Genomic DNA, 15509 nt, shown 5'->3' with positions numbered 1-15509 from the left:
CTAGCTAAAAATTCTGTGCCTCCGTCTTTTAAGTCTTGTGAAGAGGCTGTATAAAATAAACGCACTCACAATGATGATACAGCCAATGAGCACCCAATGTAGTGTGTTTTGCTGTGAATTTATCATAATCGCATTAAACGTCCAAATTAACACGAGTGGGTAAAACAGATCCCTTTGATAGAGAATGAGGGAGATAGCAACCAAGCTAATCCCGAGTACCACAACGAGCGTCCAACCTGCTTCTCCTATCCCAATAAAGGAAAGCGCGTTACTTCGTTCTATATAAGTGAAAACATTTACGATACTGGCTAAAGATACCCATCCAGTATAGATTGAAAAAGGTGCATAGTCCCACGTATTGCTGGCTTTATGTTGGTGTACCTTTTGATAAATCCCTACTAGTGAAATTAATAATAAAATAATAATGCCTGCTGATAACAGAATCATCTGCTGGGTGAAGGTAATAATCCATAAGCTGTTTAATACAAAATTTAAGGGAATCATAAAACGTAGCTCTCTGTAAAGATCTGCTTTTGGGTCGCGAGCGAAAAAACCTTTTATAATCCAAATGAACAAAAGTAAATAGATGAGTCCCCATATTGAAAATGCATACCCAGCTGGCTGGATAAGGGCTGGATCCTGATTGGCAACTTGACCTACTTGGGATCCAACAGAATAATTCACAAAAATCATACCAGCGAAAAAGAGTAGATATATAAGTGAAATTTTCCACGGATGCATAATAACTCCTCCTAGAGCGGTTCCTTTTTCTCAACTCTTCCCTGTCTAGCCAAGAAGTAAAACAAGACTTCGTAAGGGCATTTCGAATTTTTGAAAAAAGGTATTGCCTTTTTCAAGTATTTGTAATAGCATATATAAAAATTAGTTATAAGTGCGTGTTCAAAAAGGAGGATAAAAAGGACCGAGAAGTTCGAGGCGGCGTAGCTTTGAGTACCGGAACGTATGCAATTAATACGTGAGGAACGGAAAAGCAAGCCAACGAGCTTCCACAGGATGTGGTGACTTCGACGTTCGACACAGGACGTGTCGGAATTTAGTCGAAGGTCATCAGTACCGATGTGTCATTTTTAACGGATTTTTTGAACAACCTCTATAAGTAGTGAAGAAGAGGAAATGCATTATTTTGCCAGTTATCAGAGAGGGAAGGCTTGCTGGAAACTTCCTAACGCAGGGAAATAAATGTACCACCTCGGAGCTGTATCGGGGAAATTGAGTAACCAATACCGTAATTGCTGCGTTAAAGCAACCAAAGCCAGTGAATCTTTCATTGGGAAATTGGGTGGAACCACGAACATACACATTCGTCCCTTATACCGGGATAGATGTGTTTTTTTATGTTAGGAAAATATAACTTATAGCCATGGAACAAAAGACAACGTCGTAACATTTTGAAGACTCAAGTACACAATCGTGCCAAATCGATCGATGGCAAGTTTACTAATAAAAAAATGCTAGGAAAAGGATAGGTATTATTTTTACAGCTGACAGAGAGGGAAGAATTGCTGCGAACTTCCCAGTGATGGAAAATAATACACCACCTTGGAGCCGTATTGGGGAAAGTAGAGTAACCAATACCGTCTACGCTGCGTTAAAGCGTCCAAAGCCAATGAAGTTTTTCATTGGGAAGTTGGGTGGAACCACGAGTAAACGCACTCGTCCCTTTATTGGGATGAGTGCGTTTTTTAATATCTAAAGGAGGAATTTTTATGGAGAAAATAAGCGTTCAATTTCCAGATGGGCAAGTCCAAAGCTATTCAAAAGGGATCACAATTCAGGAGATCGCCGCATCTATTAGTTCAAGTTTGGCAAAGAGAGCGATAGTAGGAAAGGTTGATGGGCAGCTTGTAGATATGGCGCAGCCTCTTGGGAAAGGTGGTCCGTTATCAATTTTAACACTAGAGGACGAGGAGGCATTAGATGTGCTGCGTCATAGTACAGCACATATCTTGGCACAAGCATTAAAACACTGCTTTGGTGATGTGAAGTTAGGGATTGGACCAGTCATTGAAGATGGCTTCTATTATGATGTCAAGCTAACAAAGAGTTTATCGCATGAGGATCTGAAAATGATTGAGAAAGAAATGAACAGCATTATTAAAGAAAACCTGGAAATAAAACGGAGAGTGTTATCGTATCAAGAGGCGAGAAAGCTATTTGAACAAAAGGGGGAATCCTTTAAGTTGGATATCCTTGAAGATTTAGAGGAGGGTGCTGAGATTTCCATCTACCAGCAAGGGGAGTTTATCGATTTATGCCGTGGACCACACCTCCCACGAACTGGTTTGGTAAAAGCCTTTAAACTAACACATGTGTCCGGCGCATACTGGAAGGGTGATCAGAATGGTGAAGTGATGCAGCGGGTGTATGGGGTAGCATTTCGTAAAAACAAGGAGCTGGAGGAATATCTTCAATTACGTGAAGAAGCGGAAAAACGTGACCACCGGAAGTTAGGGAAACAATTAGAGCTGTTCATGTTTTCAGAGGAAGCACCAGGCATGCCATTTTACTTACCAAAAGGTCAAATCATCCGAAATGAATTAGAAGCATTTTCAAGAGAATTACAAACAAAAGCTGGTTACGAAGAGGTTCGGACACCATTTATGATGAATCAGCGGTTATGGGAACAATCTGGCCATTGGGATCATTATAAAGAGAATATGTATTTCTCTGAAGTAGACAATACAAAGTTTGCGATGAAACCAATGAACTGCCCAGGCCATATGCTTATTTTCAAAAATAACTTATATTCCTATAGAGACTTACCAATACGGATGGCAGAATTTGGCCAGGTTCACAGGCATGAGTACAGTGGTGCCTTGAATGGAATGCTTCGAGTTCGTTCCTTTTGCCAAGATGATGCCCACCTCTTCGTAAGGGAGGATCAGATTGAAGAGGAAGTAAAGGCTGCAATTCGGTTAGTGGATGCTATGTACCGGGCATTTGGCTTTTCGTATACTGTTGAGCTATCAACACGTCCAGAGAAATCGCTCGGGTCTGATGAGCTCTGGGATCATGCAGAAAATTCTTTAGAAAATGTGCTTAAGCAAATGGGTGTCGCATACCAGGTGAATGAGGGAGATGGCGCGTTTTATGGTCCGAAAATTGATTTTCACATAAAAGATGCATTAAAGCGAAGCCACCAGTGCGCCACTATTCAACTCGATTTTCAAATGCCGGAAAAATTTGACCTCACATATATTAACGAAAAAGGGGAAAAGGAGAGGCCAGTGGTTATACATCGCGCCATATACGGTTCGATTGATCGTTTCTTTGGAATTCTTATCGAGCATTTTGCCGGGGCATTTCCTGTCTGGCTGGCACCTGTGCAAGTGCAATTACTTCCTGTTGCTGCAGTACATGTAGATTATTGTTTAAAGCTTCAGGGTGAATTGCGACAACAAGGAATCAGGGTTCACATAGATGAACGTAATGAGAAGCTAGGATACAGAATAAGGGAAGCCCAAATAAAGAAAGTTCCCTATGCACTTGTCATTGGAGATGAAGAAATAGAGAGCGGGGATGTTACAGTACGACAATATGGCGTGAAAGAAACAGAGCAATTGGCCTTCCATAATTTTAAAGAGTTACTGGAGGAGCAAGTGGCGAAACGGGTATTGTGATAACTTTGGGACAAAGCGTTTGGTTTAAAATATATTAGAATGGATCGGATTTTGGTACAAAAAGAGGCCAGCCTTATAGGGTTGGCTTTTTTTACGGAAATTAGTAGAGATTGATGGCGGAGTTTTTGTTTTTGTGAGAAGGGGGAGTGAATAGACAAAAGGATATCCAATCGACCACAATAGCAAGTGAATCGACTAGAAACGCCTCCCAATCAACCACAATAGCGAGTGAATCAACCAGAAACACGTTCCAATCGACCGAGCTAACCCTGAATTGAGCTAACCTGTCAGGGCTAATGTTCTCTTCTAAAAGTGCTTATGAAACCCCATCTGTAAAATGTTCACTTTTTGTTCTAATTTCCATGAACATTTTATGACAGAAAATACTTTTTAATTGTTTTTCTCCTTATCTGGTATTAATATAATAATATGTTTGTGAAGTTTGTAACAATAATAGTTTTGTAGTTTTAGAATATAGCTAATTTATAAGGAAGGAGTATCTCTATGAAAATAAAATGGATGATACTAGCAGCTATCCTCACTGTACTTACTGTATTAACAGGCTGTGAGCCATTAGCTGTATTGGATCCAAAGGGACCACAAGCACAGACGCAGGCAGATGTTATCTTACTTTCCATTGGAATTATGTCGTTTATTGTCATTGCAGTCTTTGCAATTTTAATTTTTATGCTGGTTAAATATCGTGCGTCTAAACAGCCCGAGGATTATAAGCCGCCACATATTGAAGGTAATGTATGGGTTGAGGCAATCTGTGTAGGGATTCCTGTTCTGATTGTAGCCTATCTTTCTTTTGTATCGGTAGAGAGTAACTACAAGGTTGAAGCAACACCAGAAGGGTATGATGAAGAACCGCTCGTTGTTTACGCATCTTCTTCTGATTGGAAATGGCATTTTAGCTATCCGGAAGAAAACATAGAAACAATGAATTATCTTTATGTACCAACAGATCGCCCGCTTGAATTTAGATTGTATTCATACGGCCCAATAAGTGCTTTCTGGGTACCACAATTGGGTGGACAGAAGTACGCGATGTCCGATATGGTAACAACGCTTCATCTAGCAGCAGATGTTCCTGGTGAATATTCTGGTAGAAATGCTAACTTTAGTGGGGAAGGATTTGCAGAGCAAACGTTCAATGTAAATGCCGTCTCACCAGATGAGTTTGATGAATGGGTGGAGGAAGTGCAAACGACTGCAGACCCAATAACAGAAGATAAGTTTGAAGAACTTCTGGAACCAGGCCATCTTGGTCAACAAACCTTCACAGGTACACACCTAGAGTTCATGCCTGCACCAGAAGGGGAGCATGGTGGTCATAATCATGGTGGAGATTCAGAAGAAAGCCATGATGAGCATTCTGACCATTCAGATGAAGAACACAGTGACCATTCCGAGCAAGATCATGAACACTAATTGAAAGTAATGTCCTAGTTTTAAACAATAAGGTCGGCGTGTGTCAGCGTATGTGCTGCCATGCCGGCCTGAGCATGTGAAGTTTTTTAAGAGAAAAGGCGGTTGACTATTCGATCAGTCCTTTTTAAATGGAGTTTCACTTTATAGCAGGTTTGAAAGGAGTAAAAAATATGGAGTTCTTTGAACGTTTTGCGATACCTCATCCAAGTCCGATTATATATGCCTCCATGGTTGCAATTGGGATTACCCTACTTGCAATTGTCGCTGGTTTAACGTTCTTTAAAAAATGGGGTTATCTATGGCGCGAATGGCTAACAACCGTTGACCATAAGCGTATTGGTATTATGTATTTAATTTCTGCGCTCCTTATGCTTTTCCGTGGAGGCGTTGACGCACTGATGATGCGTGCACAGTTAGCTACACCGGACGCTCAGTTGCTCGACTCGCAACATTATAATGAGATATTTACAACACACGGTGTTGTTATGATCATATTCATGGCAATGGCGTTTATTATTGCCTTAATGAACTTTGTTGTACCATTACAGATTGGTGCACGAGATGTAGCATTTCCGCGTTTAAACGCACTAAGCTTTTGGCTTTATTTTATGGGCGCGATGTTATTTAACTTGTCCTTTGTTATTGGTGGTTCGCCAAGCTCTGGTTGGACATCATATTTTCCGTTGGCAGGTAATGAGTTTAGCCCGTCGGTCGGAACGAATTACTATATGATAGCCATTCAGATTGCGGGTATAGGTACCTTAATAACGGGTATTAACTTTATTGTAACAATTCTTAAAATGCGTGCACCAGGCATGAAGCTTATGAAGATGCCGATGTTTACCTGGTCTGCATTGATAACCAACTTAATCATTACCTTTGCATTCCCTGTTCTTACTGTTGCACTTGCAATGGGAACAATGGACCGTTTATTCGGCACGCAATTCTTCACAACAGGTAATGGTGGAATGGATATGCTATGGGCCAACCTGTTCTGGGTTTGGGGACATCCGGAGGTATATATATTAGTGCTTCCAGCATTCGGTGTTTATAGTGAAATCATTTCTACCTTTGCAAGGCGTAATTTATATGGATACAAATCGATGGTTGCTTCAATGGTAATTATCTCGGTTCTATCGTTCGTAGTATGGGTCCATCACTTCTTTACGATGGGTCAGGGAGCAATGGTTAACAGTATTTTCTCTATTACCACAATGGCAATTGCTGTTCCAACAGGTATTAAAATCTTTAACTGGTTATTCACCTTATATAAAGGGAGTATCCGATTTACAGTTCCGATGATGTACTCACTAGGATTCTTACCTATCTTCACAATAGGTGGGGTAACAGGTGTTATGCTTGGTATGTCAGCAGCTGATTACCAATATCACAACACAATGTTCCTTGTAGCGCATTTCCACTTAGTTATTATTCCAGGTGTAGTATTTGCGATGCTGGCTGGTCTAACATACTGGTGGCCTAAGATGTTTGGCTTTATGCTAAACGAACGAATTGGTAAGTGGGCATTTTGGTTTATTTCAATCGGTACATGTGTAGCATTCTTCCCGATGTTTATATCCGGGTTAGATGGTCAGGCACGCCGTATGTATACCTATTCTGAATCCACAGGCTTTGGCTTTTGGAATATGCTGTCATTTGCTGGCGCAGTGATGTTAGCTATTGGGTTTATCATCATTGTTTACAATATCTATTACAGTACTCGCTATGCTTCAAGAGATATCGGAAGCGACCCTTGGGATGCACGTTCTCTTGAATGGGCAACAAGTACACCAGTACCGGAATATAACTTTGCGGAAGTTCCTCAAGTGAATTCAAGTGAAGCATTCTGGGATTCCAAATATAACGGCCATAAGCTATTTAGTGGAAAATTGAAAGAAATCCACATGCCGAATAATAGTGGTGTGCCATTTATTATGAGTTCACTGTTCTTTGTTCTTGGGTTCTCCTTTATATTTAGCATATGGATTGGTGTTGCTATTGCCTTGTTAGGTATTGTCGCATGCTTAGTTCATCGTTCCTTTGAGCAGGATCACGGGTATCACATACCTGTTGAGGAAATTGAAAAAACAGAATCTGAATTGCGAGGTGGAAAATAATGAAATTGGATCACTCGCAGCCGTTAGAGTATAGCTCTGAACAGGGTCGTTTAAATATATTAGGTTTCTGGATCTTTATTGGAGCAGAAATTATGCTCTTTGGTACTTTGTTTGCTTCCTACTTTACATTAGAAGGACGTCATGGAAGTGGACCGAGTGGAGCAGAAATCTTTGAATTGTCACCAGTATTAATCGAAACAATCTTACTGCTTACAAGTAGTTTTACCGTTGGTTTAGCAGTGCATGCAATGAGGCTTAAAAACAAGAAAGCGATGATGACATTCTTTATCATCACGCTTGTTCTTGGTGCAGGATTCCTTAGTATGGAGATCTATGAGTTTAATCATTACATCCATGAAGGAGCTGGCATAACAGTAAGTGCCTTCACGTCTGCATTGTTAACAACGATAGGAACACACGGATTACACGTTACATTAGGCTTGTTCTGGGGATTATTTATCCTGATACAGGTTGCAAAACGTGGTTTCACACCTGAAACTGCAAATAAATCCTTTATATTCTCTCTTTATTGGCACTTTCTAGATGTTGTTTGGATCTTTATTTTCAGCTTCATCTATCTGAAAGGAATGATGTAAATGAAGGAATTATTTCCACTAAAACAGGTAATGGGATTTGTATTTTCCCTTGTCTTAACAGCCGTTGCTTTATTGGTATACTTCGTAGATATGTCGTTCGCACTAGGCATGACAATCTTACTTGTCACAGCGTTTGTTCAAGCAATGTTGCAATTAATGGTGTTCATGCATGCTAGAGAATCAGAGGATAGTGGTTTAATTCTATCTAATGTTTATTACGGTGTTTTTATTGCAGTAGTGACAGTCTTCGGTTCATTACTAGCATTAATTTGGGGATATATGTAAGGATTACGAAAGGAGTGCTCTTAACGAGCACTCCTTTTTTCAATAGTAATTCACCCTGTTATGCCAAAATTTATTTTGAATCCTTGGTTTTAGATTCCAACCTACCATAACGCTCTTTTATTTTTTCTTCTGTTCCAACGAAAAACACACCCATCAAGAAGAGGAAAACTGCTCCCATTACGGTTCCGATTCCAATACCAGTCCAAAGACTCTTATCACTAATGAAAAAGCCATATAAGAATATCAATATGCCTGCTGTCAAGATGACAGCGCCAGTATATTTGACGGCACGTATAATTTTAATTCGTTGTTTCATATTATCATCCTTCCCTGTTAAATTCTTTCTATGGTGTAAGAGGCTAAAATAATTTAAACTTCTCTACTTAGACTCTACCCGTTTTACAAGAAAGGAAAAACAGAGATTGTAAAAACAACACTTAAAAACGGAAATATGTATAGGAAAGTGTATGATTTTTTCCAAACAAAAAGGAACGCCTGATGCGCTCCCTATTTAAGGATTTTCGGTTTGCTAAATTTTTCTAAAACCTCTTCCGTTGCTACAAAAAACACACCCATTAAAAAGATGAATACTGCCCCCATGATTGTACCAATGCCAATGCCTGTGATTGCACTGTAATCGCTTACGAAAAATCCATATAAAAAGATGACGATCCCAAGTGTAAGTACAGTTGACCCTGCAATTTTAACGGCATTTAACATTTTCTTACCTGTTTTCATAGAAATCATCCTCCCATAATTATATTATTCACCTTGTTCACAAAGTTGTCAAATAGTTTGTGTCAAAAATGTGAAATATATTATGGTGAATGGGTTTTCGAGTTCAGTATTTTGAAAAAGAGTACAAAAAAAGTAGCAAATAACGGATTTGCTACTTTTACTTAAACGTATATAAGATAGTTTAATCGACAAAAAACCATAAAAAGTAATTATTGCAGTGTACCGCAAAAGATGGTAAGCTTAATTAGTTACTTATTTGTTAATCTAAACGTATATTATCTCCAAATATATTGTATCATTAACTATAAGTAAAGTCAACTATATATATTCCGAAAATGAACTGGAGTTGATGTAATGAGCGTGGGACCAAAGGACCGAATGGAAGAACAAGAACGTATAGATTATGTGCTAAAGGAAATCGAGCGTAAAGAAACAGCATTATATTCTAAGGCGACGGGTTTAAAGGAAGATGTAATTGAACTAAGAAAAACCTTTTGGGATGATGTTACCGTCAACCTTGATGAACCGGATGATGTCATTGAAACACAAGCCAGTATAAAACAGCAGGCCGAATTTTTAGCAGAAAAAGAAAGATTTCATGGAAAAATTGGTGATGAGCTGAAAGTATTAAAGCGAATGAAGAAGTCTCCATATTTTGGTCGTATTGATTTTAAGGAACACGGTGATGATCAGGTAGAGAAACTCTATATTGGAATATCTTCCTTTTTGGATAGACAGGATGAAGATTTTCTTGTTTATGATTGGCGTGCACCTATATCAAGCCTTTATTACGATTATGCCTTGGGTAATGCTTCGTATAATGCCGTGAACAGTGCGATAGAAGGTGAGATATCATTAAAACGGCAATTTATTATTCGAGACGGAATGCTTAAAGGTCTATTTGATACTGGAATCACGATAGGGGATGAAATGCTTCAAGAAGCACTCGGACATAATGCTAGCACGGACATGAAAAATATTGTAGCTACCATACAGAAGGAGCAGAATAGGATTATCCGTGAAGAGCGCAGTAAATTGCTACTTGTCCAAGGAGTGGCAGGTAGTGGGAAAACCTCCGCCGCACTTCAACGGATTGCTTACTTAATGTACCGATACCGGGAGGAGTTAAACCCTGAAAACGTCGTTCTTTTTTCGCCGAACCCTTTATTCACTGGGTATATTCGAAATGTTCTTCCAGAGTTGGGGGAAGCGAATGTTAGACAGACCACTTTTCTTGAGTATCTAAGGGAGGGAATTGGAGAAGGCTTTACTGTAGAATCCCCTTTTGAACAGATGGAGTACGTACTTACAAAGGAGGACAGTGATGCTTATCAAACTCGACTTAGTAGTATGGAATATAAAGCAACATTGGACTTCAAGAAATTGATTGACATCTATGTAGAACAGCTACGGATGCAAGGGATGCAATTTAAAAATATTTCCTTCCGTGGGGAGATATTAATATCCAAAGAGGAGATCAGCGAGTACTTTTATGCACTTGATGAAGCCATAACACCTGTCAATAAAATGGAGATTGTTGCAAAATGGCTGCAAATTGAGCTAAAGCAGTTTCAGAGGCAGGAAGTGAAAAAGGATTGGGTAATGGAAAAGGTCGAGTTGCTTGATAAAGAAGCGTATTTAAAAGCGTATTATGAAGCTCAAAAATTAGATGAGGATATGTTTGTGAATGAGGAGAAGGTCCTTCGTAAGGCAGTTGTCAGAAAGATGTTCGGTACTTTGCGCAAACAAATAGAGAATTTTGATTTTGTGCACGTTGCAAAAAACTTCCGACTGCTGTTTTCAACCACAAGAGAGCTGGAAAATACTCCGAAGAACTGGAATGCGATTTGTGAGCAAACGATAGATGACTTTTCCGATAACCACCTGACCTGGGAGGATGCAGCACCATACCTTTATTTTAAAGGTAAACTCATTGGGGATAAACAAGAGCGTGCAGTGCGTCAGCTATTAATTGATGAAGCACAGGATTATTCATCCTTTCAGTTTGCTTTTATTAGACATCTCTTTCCCTATACTCGCATAACATTACTTGGTGACATCAACCAGGCTATTTATGTTAATGTAACAAAGGAAAACCCACTTGTACCTGGCATACAAGAATCTGAACACGAGCGAATTACACTTACGAAAAGCTATCGGTCGACCAAACAAATAACAGAGTTTACTAAAGCATTTGCTCCTGGTGAGGAAGAGATCGAGGCATTTAACCGTGATGGTGCCAAACCCACGTTACTTCGACTAACCGATCCGTCCCACAGCTCCCGTGCTATTCTAACAGAGAGATCTGCTTATTTAGAGAAAGGGCACGAGATGATTGCGGTTATTTGTAAAACAGTACAGGAAACAGAGCGTGTCTACAAGGAACTAAAAGAAGTCGTACCTGTTACACAAATAACCGAAGAGACGTACGGTTTCTCTAAGGGTTTCATTGTGCTCCCAGTATATTTAGCTAAGGGTATTGAGTTTGATGCTGTAATTATCCCTGACGGATCCTCTAGCCATTATAAGGAAAAGGATCGAACATTGTTTTATACCGCTTGTACAAGAGCGATGCATGATTTGACGATCATTTCCGGTGAAGAACCGTGTCACTTCATCAAAGAGGCGAAGGTAGACACGTACGAAATTGTAGAGGACGAGATTGAAAAATAAGCAAGTCTGATTTTAAATTAAACCTTTGAAAATAACATAGTAATTAGCAGGCCAAATCGATGTGATTTGGTCTTTTCTTTTTACATATAGGGTGGGTGAGTACTGCTATTTTTTGAAACCGACATGAAATTGTTTTTTCTATGTTGTTCATAATTCTGTAATATTTACCATAACTACCCCTTATAAGCACGATATAAAAAGGTTTTCATTTAATTGTTCATTTCTAATAACCGATAGTAAAAGAAGGCCCTCTAATTGGTAATATTTGGACAGGTGATAAGAGAGAGTTTCTACATACATAATTACACAGGTTAATGTTATGATTGACTTTGGGTCTAATCCAGTGGTTTATAGTTGGATATCTGTAAAAGTTGGCAAGAAAAACCTCTATGTAACTAGAAGACACTGGCCCAACAAAATAGAGATGAAGCAGCAAATATTGAATTTATATGCAGGGATTCCTAATAGCAATTCATGCATTACACATATTATTAGATTTATTATGGAAAAAAAGAGGGGAAAAGTGATGGAAAAGTATGAAATGAAAATTTACAAGGACGTGCTATTTTTCAAGTATTATGAAATGGCAGAGACTGTAGGAGAAGCAGAACAGCAGGCGGAGGAAGTAAAACGCGTATTAAGTCAGCCTGGCGTTACTAAATTTCTAAATGATAATAGCGCTATCCAGAATTCAAAACCTGAGGTAAACGAAGTATGGGGTGAATTAATGAGCTGGATTGGTAGCAATGTTGAAAAAACCGGTACCATCGCAACTAATGAGGCGTGGAAAAACCAGTTAAACCGGCTATCTAAAAGTGCGGGCGCCTATGATTCGCTACGTGCCTTTTCCAGTCTGGAAGAATCTCTAGAGTTCATGGGGATTCCTGATTTTAAATTGTAATAGCACCTTCAACATACTTGTTAAGGTTGCATATGAAAAAAGGGCTGCCATTTGTCTTCCCGACAAAGAGGCAGCCTTTTTACTATACTAAATTTTTATTGATTATATTGGTTGGATTCAAATAGATCAATGAGTTCAACCTTTGGATATTTATCATGAAACCAATTTAAAGCAAAATCGTTCTTAAATAATGCTACATAATTGCCCTCTCTGTCTTGCACGAGCATACTACGCTCATCGAAAATAGAGGGGTCTAATTCGTTCTCATTTAACCATCTTGGGATACGCTCGCCGATAGACTCTAGCATAACCTCCGTATTATATTCCGCCTTCATTCTGTGTTGGAATACTTCGTATTGTAATTCACCAACAGCACCAATAATACGTGCATCATTGCGATACCCTTTAAATAATTGAATAGCCCCTTCTTGTACAAGCTGCTCAATACCTTTGTTAAACTGTTTTCCCTTCATAACATTCTTAGCTGTTACCTTTTTATATAATTCTGGTGGAAATTGAGGGAGTTCATCATAATCAAATTGTTTTTTACCGGAAACCAAGGTGTCTCCGATTCGGTAGATGTTGGGATCATAAATTCCAATAATGTCACCGGCATACGCCACTTCAACCGTATCTCTCGATGAGGCAACGAATTGCTGGGTCTGCGAAAGCTTTATCACCTTGTTGGCCCTAGCCAGCTTTACACTCATACCACGTTCAAATTTTCCGGAGCAAACTCGCAGGAACGCCACACGGTCCCGATGTGCAGGGTTCATATTTGCTTGAATTTTAAAGATAAAACCTGAAAATTCTTCCTCATCAGGTTGGATAAGCCCCTCTGTTGATTTCCGAGGAACAGGTGCAGGAGCCATGGAAATAAACGTGTCAAAGAATGTTTGAACACCAAATGGTGCTAGTGCACTTCCGAAAAATACAGGTGTTTGTTCCCCGGCCATAACAGCGTCTAGGGAGTAGGAGTCCCCAGCTTCATCAAGTAGTTCCAACTCATCTTTGGCGACCTTATAGCCTGATTGGGAACGTAACTCTGCATGTTCTTCATTGTTTAAAGCCTCATAGGGAATGGAGTTTTCCTCTTCATTCCCATTAAATTGAATAAACTGCTTACCTTGACGATCAAAAATACCAAGGAATTGTTTTCCCATGCCTACTGGCCAATTCATAGGGTAGGTTTCAATGTCGAGTACTTCCTCAATCTCTTCCATAAGATCAAGTGGCTCCCTGCTTTCGCGATCCATTTTATTAATAAACGTAAAAATAGGGATCCCTCGCATGCGGCAAACCTTAAAAAGCTTCTTAGTCTGCGCTTCGATTCCTTTTGTTGCATCAATGATCATGACAACACTGTCTACTGCAGTAAGTGTTCGGTACGTATCCTCACTGAAGTCTTCGTGTCCAGGTGTGTCCAAAATGTTGACCTGGAAATCTTTATATGGAAAATTCATTACACTAGATGTAACAGAAATACCACGTTGTTTTTCTATTTCCATCCAATCTGAGGTTGCGTATTTGCCTGTCTTTTTCCCTTTTACTGTGCCTGCAGAACGAATCAAATTGCCAAATAAAAGCAACCTTTCCGTTAAGGTTGTTTTTCCCGCATCTGGGTGGGAAATGATGGCGAACGTCCGTCTTTTTTGCACTTCATCATGTAAGCTCATATATAAAATCCCTTCTTTAATATAATTTTTTATAAGTACGTTGTTTCACGGGATTTTTTACATTGGATGATTCTCCTTTAATTGATCTTTTTATATGATAGCAAACCATGCCTCCTTTCAACAAGCTTATTGTTGTGAAGGCATATTATCGGGCCCAATCAATCAATATTCGGTTTCAATCGACCATAAAGTAGGGCCAATCAACGCCAAAGCTGTTTCAATCAATCATAAAAGAGGCCCAATCAACGGCGAGGCAGGTTCAATCAATCATAGAAGAGGGCCAATCAACGCCAAAGCTGTTTCAATCAATCATAGAAGAGGTCCAATCAACGACAAGGCTGTTTCAATCAATCGTAAAAGAGGTCCAATCAACGACAGAGCTGATTCAATCAATCATAAAAGAGGCCCAATCAACGGCGAGGCAGTTTCAATCAATCGTAGAAGAGGCCCAATCAACGACAAGGCTGATTCAATCAATCATAGAAGAGGCCCAATCAACGGCGAGGCAGTTTCAATCAATCATAGAAGAGGCCCAATCAACGGCGAGGCAGGTTCAATCAATCATAGAAGAGGTCCAATCAACGACAAAGCTGTTTCAATCAATCATAGAAGAGGTCCAATCAACGACAAAGCTGTTTCAATCAATCATAGAAGAGGCCCAATCAACGACAATGCTAATTCAATCAATCATAGAAGAGGTCCAATCAACGGCGAGGCAGGTTCAATCAATCATAAAAGAGGCCCAATCAACGGCGAGGCAGTTTCAATCTGGACTTCTGTCAAGAAAATAGACATTTTAAAATGGTGCTTGTTTAATGAAAAACACTACCGCACTTCGTTTGCTGCGTGATGAATAAGTACAAAGTAAAAACCACACTTTGTACTTATTCATCACAATTGGTTTGTTTAAGAGGTTTTTTTCAGTATGTTGTTTTTGTAATGACGTTCAAAGTGATTAGGAGAATAGTACCCTAGAGTTGAGTGTCTTCTTTTCTCATTGTAACGATTACTAATATAGTAATTAACGGCTCTCATGGCCTCAGCGCGCTTCTCAAACCGGACTCTGTATACAAGTTCTTTTTTTAACGTCGCATGAAAAGACTCTATACAAGCATTATCATAAGGGTTTCCAATTCTACTCATGCTTACTTTCATTTTCCTTTCTTTTAACAATTCCATATATCCATGTGAACAATATTGTGACCCTCGATCAGAATGGTGTATGAGCCCTTCACCAGGCTGGCGGGTAGCTATGGCCATTTTTAAAGCAGCTAATGGCAATTCCTTTTTCATATTAGGTGCCATACTCCATCCCACCATTTTCCTGGAAAACAAGTCTATAACCGACGCTAAATAAAGCCATCCCTCTATTGTCCAAATATACGTAATATCTGTGACCCAGGCTTTATTAGGAGCGTCTACAGTGAAATTCTGGTTTAAGAGATTTG

13 protein-coding genes and 2 other annotated features are annotated in these 15509 nt (G+C 39.4%); of the genes, 8 read left to right on the top strand and 5 right to left on the bottom strand.

Annotation, left to right across the window (positions count from 1 at the left end):
* Window positions 1-741, bottom strand: a complete 741-nt coding sequence (locus tag K3T81_RS17810) for a tryptophan-rich sensory protein (RefSeq protein WP_238021841.1) — start codon at window positions 739-741, stop codon at window positions 1-3.
* Window positions 742-1114: 373 nt separating this feature from the next.
* Window positions 1115-1333, top strand: a binding site (T-box leader).
* Window positions 1334-1465: 132 nt separating this feature from the next.
* Window positions 1466-1685, top strand: a binding site (T-box leader).
* A 42-nt stretch (window positions 1686-1727) separates the two neighbouring features.
* Here K3T81_RS17810 and thrS point away from each other — a divergent pair.
* The 5 genes from thrS to qoxD all read left to right on the top strand — a co-directional run bounded on the left by thrS (window position 1728) and on the right by qoxD (window position 8073).
* Window positions 1728-3641: a threonine--tRNA ligase gene (gene thrS, locus K3T81_RS17805; protein ID WP_238021839.1), complete on the top strand. Its 1914-nt coding sequence runs from the start codon at window positions 1728-1730 to the stop codon at window positions 3639-3641.
* A gap of 504 nt (window positions 3642-4145) precedes the next feature.
* Entirely contained in the window at window positions 4146-5075 is a 930-nt protein-coding gene (gene qoxA / locus K3T81_RS17800; RefSeq protein ID WP_036576943.1) for a cytochrome aa3 quinol oxidase subunit II, read from the top strand.
* Between the two features lie 170 nt (window positions 5076-5245).
* Window positions 5246-7192: a cytochrome aa3 quinol oxidase subunit I gene (gene qoxB / locus K3T81_RS17795; RefSeq protein WP_238021829.1), complete on the top strand. Its 1947-nt coding sequence runs from the start codon at window positions 5246-5248 to the stop codon at window positions 7190-7192.
* Window positions 7192-7788 carry a cytochrome aa3 quinol oxidase subunit III gene (gene qoxC, locus K3T81_RS17790; protein WP_058950361.1) on the top strand — a complete coding sequence of 199 codons (597 nt, stop codon included), beginning with the start codon at window positions 7192-7194 and terminating at the stop codon, window positions 7786-7788. Before qoxB ends, qoxC begins: the two co-directional genes overlap by 1 nt.
* A complete protein-coding gene (gene qoxD, locus K3T81_RS17785; RefSeq protein ID WP_036576949.1) occupies window positions 7789-8073 on the top strand; it encodes a cytochrome aa3 quinol oxidase subunit IV in 285 nt (94 codons plus the stop codon). It abuts the gene before it with no gap.
* Window positions 8074-8143: 70 nt separating this feature from the next.
* On the opposite strand, the gene K3T81_RS17780 is transcribed toward qoxD, so the two are convergent.
* Window positions 8144-8389 (bottom strand): hypothetical protein, encoded by a 246-nt coding sequence (locus K3T81_RS17780; protein ID WP_238021821.1) that lies wholly within the window; start codon window positions 8387-8389, stop codon window positions 8144-8146.
* A gap of 191 nt (window positions 8390-8580) precedes the next feature.
* Entirely contained in the window at window positions 8581-8811 is a 231-nt protein-coding gene (locus K3T81_RS17775) for a hypothetical protein (RefSeq protein ID WP_106895523.1), read from the bottom strand.
* Window positions 8812-9165: 354 nt separating this feature from the next.
* On the opposite strand from K3T81_RS17775, the gene helD reads away from it, so the two are divergent.
* Window positions 9166-11484 carry an RNA polymerase recycling motor HelD gene (gene helD, locus K3T81_RS17770; protein WP_238021813.1) on the top strand — a complete coding sequence of 773 codons (2319 nt, stop codon included), beginning with the start codon at window positions 9166-9168 and terminating at the stop codon, window positions 11482-11484.
* 526 nt (window positions 11485-12010) lie between these two features.
* Window positions 12011-12385, top strand: a complete 375-nt coding sequence (locus K3T81_RS17765; protein ID WP_238021803.1) for a hypothetical protein — start codon at window positions 12011-12013, stop codon at window positions 12383-12385.
* A gap of 95 nt (window positions 12386-12480) precedes the next feature.
* On the opposite strand, the gene K3T81_RS17760 is transcribed toward K3T81_RS17765, so the two are convergent.
* A complete protein-coding gene (locus K3T81_RS17760) occupies window positions 12481-14061 on the bottom strand; it encodes a peptide chain release factor 3 (RefSeq protein WP_106895526.1) in 1581 nt (526 codons plus the stop codon).
* Window positions 14062-14155: 94 nt separating this feature from the next.
* On the opposite strand from K3T81_RS17760, the gene K3T81_RS17755 reads away from it, so the two are divergent.
* Window positions 14156-14911, top strand: a complete 756-nt coding sequence (locus K3T81_RS17755; RefSeq protein WP_238021793.1) for a hypothetical protein — start codon at window positions 14156-14158, stop codon at window positions 14909-14911.
* A gap of 56 nt (window positions 14912-14967) precedes the next feature.
* On the opposite strand, the gene K3T81_RS17750 is transcribed toward K3T81_RS17755, so the two are convergent.
* The coding region (locus tag K3T81_RS17750) for an IS3 family transposase (protein WP_238021786.1) at window positions 14968-15509 on the bottom strand (542 nt) is incomplete at its 5' end.

Origin of the sequence: Oceanobacillus jordanicus (genome assembly GCF_022095695.1) — a bacterium.
GTDB lineage: Bacteria > Bacillota > Bacilli > Bacillales > Amphibacillaceae > Oceanobacillus_B > Oceanobacillus_B jordanicus.
This window is presented reverse-complemented; position numbering and strand designations above follow the sequence as displayed.